Raw genomic sequence first — 2,196 nt, 5'->3', positions numbered from 1 at the left:
TGGCTAGCGACCGTGGGACGGCACTGCCGCGGCTCTGGGCCCCGGTGTTCTCCGTCGTGTTCGGGCTGCTGATGGTGGGCCTGGCCGCCGACGGCTCGCACGAACCCGCGGTGGCCGGCTGGGCGGCGGCGCTGGGTGCGGTGGTGGCGGGAACGGTGTTTCGCCCCGCGGCGACGCTTGCCGTGCTGCTGTCGGTGCTCACCATCGTGCTGTCCGAACCGTCGCCCGTGTTCGTCGCGCTCTCCGGGCTGTGCGCCGCCGGGTACCTGGTCTGCCGGCACGCGGCCGGCGCCGGGGCCGGGGCGGTGCTGGGGAGCGTGCCGACCGTCGTCGGCGCCGTCGGATTCACCGTCGCGGGGTGGGTCGCGGCGTCCTCCCCGCTGCAGTTGCCGTGGTTGCCGTTGGTCGCGCCGCTGGTGGCGCTGGCCGCCTACGTGCTGGCCGTGCGCCCGTTCCTGAGCTGATGTCAGTGCAGCAGCTGGGCGGCGTGGTCGGCCAGGTCGAGCAGCGGCTGCGGGAAAATGCCCAGAAGCACTGTGACCAAGGCGCACACCGCGATCGCGGCCTTGCTCAGAATGCCGGGCTCAACCACGTGGGGGGTGTCGTCGGTCGCCTCGGTGAAGAACATCGACACGATCACCCGCACGTAGAAGTAGGCGGCGATCCCGCTGGCGACCACACCGATGATCACCAGGGGCGCCGCGCCGCCCTGCGCCGCGGCCTTGAAAACCGCGAGCTTGCTGACGAAACCGCTCGTCAGCGGGATGCCGGCGAAGGCCAGCAGGAACATCGAAAACATCACGCCCACAATGGGTGAGCGCTGCCCGAGCCCCGCCCAATGGGACAGCGTGGCGTCCTCGACGCCGTCGGCATCGCGAATCAGGCTCACGATGGCGAACGCGCCGACGGTGCTGAAGCTGTAGGCGAGCAGGTAGAACAGCGTGGACGACAGCCCCGCCTGGTTGTCGGCGATGACGCCGGTGAGGATGAACCCGACGTGGGCGACCGACGAGTACGCCAGCATGCGCTTGACGTCGGTCTGGTTCACCGCGGTGATGGTGCCCACCGCCATGGTCAGAATCGAGATCGTCCACAGCACCGGCCGCCATTGATCGTGCAGCGGTGGCAGCGCGACATAGACCACCCGCAGCAGCGCGCCGAAGGCGGCGACCTTGGTGGCCGCGGCCATGAACCCGGTGATCGGGGTGGGGGCGCCCTGGTAGACGTCCGGGATCCACGAATGGAACGGGACCGCACCCACTTTGAACAGCAGGCCGACCGACAGCAGGGCCACGCCCACCAGCGCCATCGACGTGTCTCCGTGCGCCGCCAGCGCGTCGCGGATGCCGGTCAGCAGCAGCGTGCCGGTCGCGCCGTACAGCAGCGCCACGCCGTACAGGAAGAACGCCGAGGAGAACGCGCCCAGCAGGAAGTACTTCATCGCCGCTTCCTGCGACAGCAGCCGCCGATGCCGGGCCAGGCCGCACATCAGGTACAGCGGCAGCGAAAGAACCTCGAGCGCAACGAACATCGTCAGCAGGTCGTTGGAGGCGGGGAAGACCATCATGCCGCCGACGGACAGCATGGCCAGGGGGAACAGCTCCGTCTGCGCGGCCCCGGCCCGCTCGGCGTCACGCTCGGCGTCGCTGCCGGGCACGGCGGACGCCTGCGGGGTGAAGGAGTCCAGGCCGGCCGATCCGGCGGCGCCGACCCCCGCGGCGACCTTGTTCTCCGCCTTGGTCTGCGTGCGTTCGGCCATGAAGATGACGGCCAGCACCGCGACCAGCAGCACGGTGCCCTGCAGGTACAGGGTCGGCCGGTCGATGGCCATCGCCCCCAGCACGGCCGCCCGGCCGGAGGCCGGCAGCGACTCGGCCACCTCCACGGTCGCCACGAATGCCGCGACGAGGCCGGCCAGGGCGAGCGTCACCTGGGCGACGTAGCGAATTCGCCTGGGCAGGAACGCTTCCGCGAGGACGCCGACGACCGCGACGCCGAAGACGATGAGCGTCGGGCAGAGCAGGAAGTACTCGATGCTGGGGGTGGGAAGGGTCATTGGCGCGGTCCTTCGGCTGTCCGGGGTACGCGGTTGACTGCCGGCACGCTCGGCGCGGGATCGTGCTGACCGATGGTGGTCATGGTGTTCTCGACGGCGGGGTTGATGATGTCCAGCACCGGCTTGGGGTAGACGCCGAG

At 70.3% G+C, this 2,196-nt stretch carries 3 protein-coding genes; 1 reads left to right on the top strand and 2 read right to left on the bottom strand.

The annotated features are described in order from the left end of the window. Positions 1-23 precede the first annotated feature (23 nt). Complete coding sequence (locus A9X04_RS30835; RefSeq protein WP_369828925.1) at positions 24-464, top strand: hypothetical protein; 441 nt, start codon at positions 24-26, stop codon at positions 462-464. A gap of 2 nt (positions 465-466) precedes the next feature. On the opposite strand, the gene nuoN is transcribed toward A9X04_RS30835, so the two are convergent. Together nuoN and A9X04_RS31320 are read right to left on the bottom strand one after the other, a co-directional pair. Beyond that, on the bottom strand, positions 467-2,056 hold the full coding sequence (gene nuoN / locus A9X04_RS06925) for an NADH-quinone oxidoreductase subunit NuoN (RefSeq protein ID WP_067918916.1): 1,590 nt from the start codon (positions 2,054-2,056) through the stop codon (positions 467-469). After that, positions 2,053-2,196: hypothetical protein (locus tag A9X04_RS31320; RefSeq protein WP_231985670.1), on the bottom strand; the 144-nt coding region annotated here is incomplete at its 5' end. The genes nuoN and A9X04_RS31320, both read right to left, overlap by 4 nt.

The organism is Mycobacterium sp. E3247 (assembly GCF_001667785.1).
GTDB lineage: Bacteria > Actinomycetota > Actinomycetes > Mycobacteriales > Mycobacteriaceae > Mycobacterium.
Note: the sequence above shows the minus strand (reverse complement) of the source record. Positions and strands in the feature narration are given on the sequence as shown.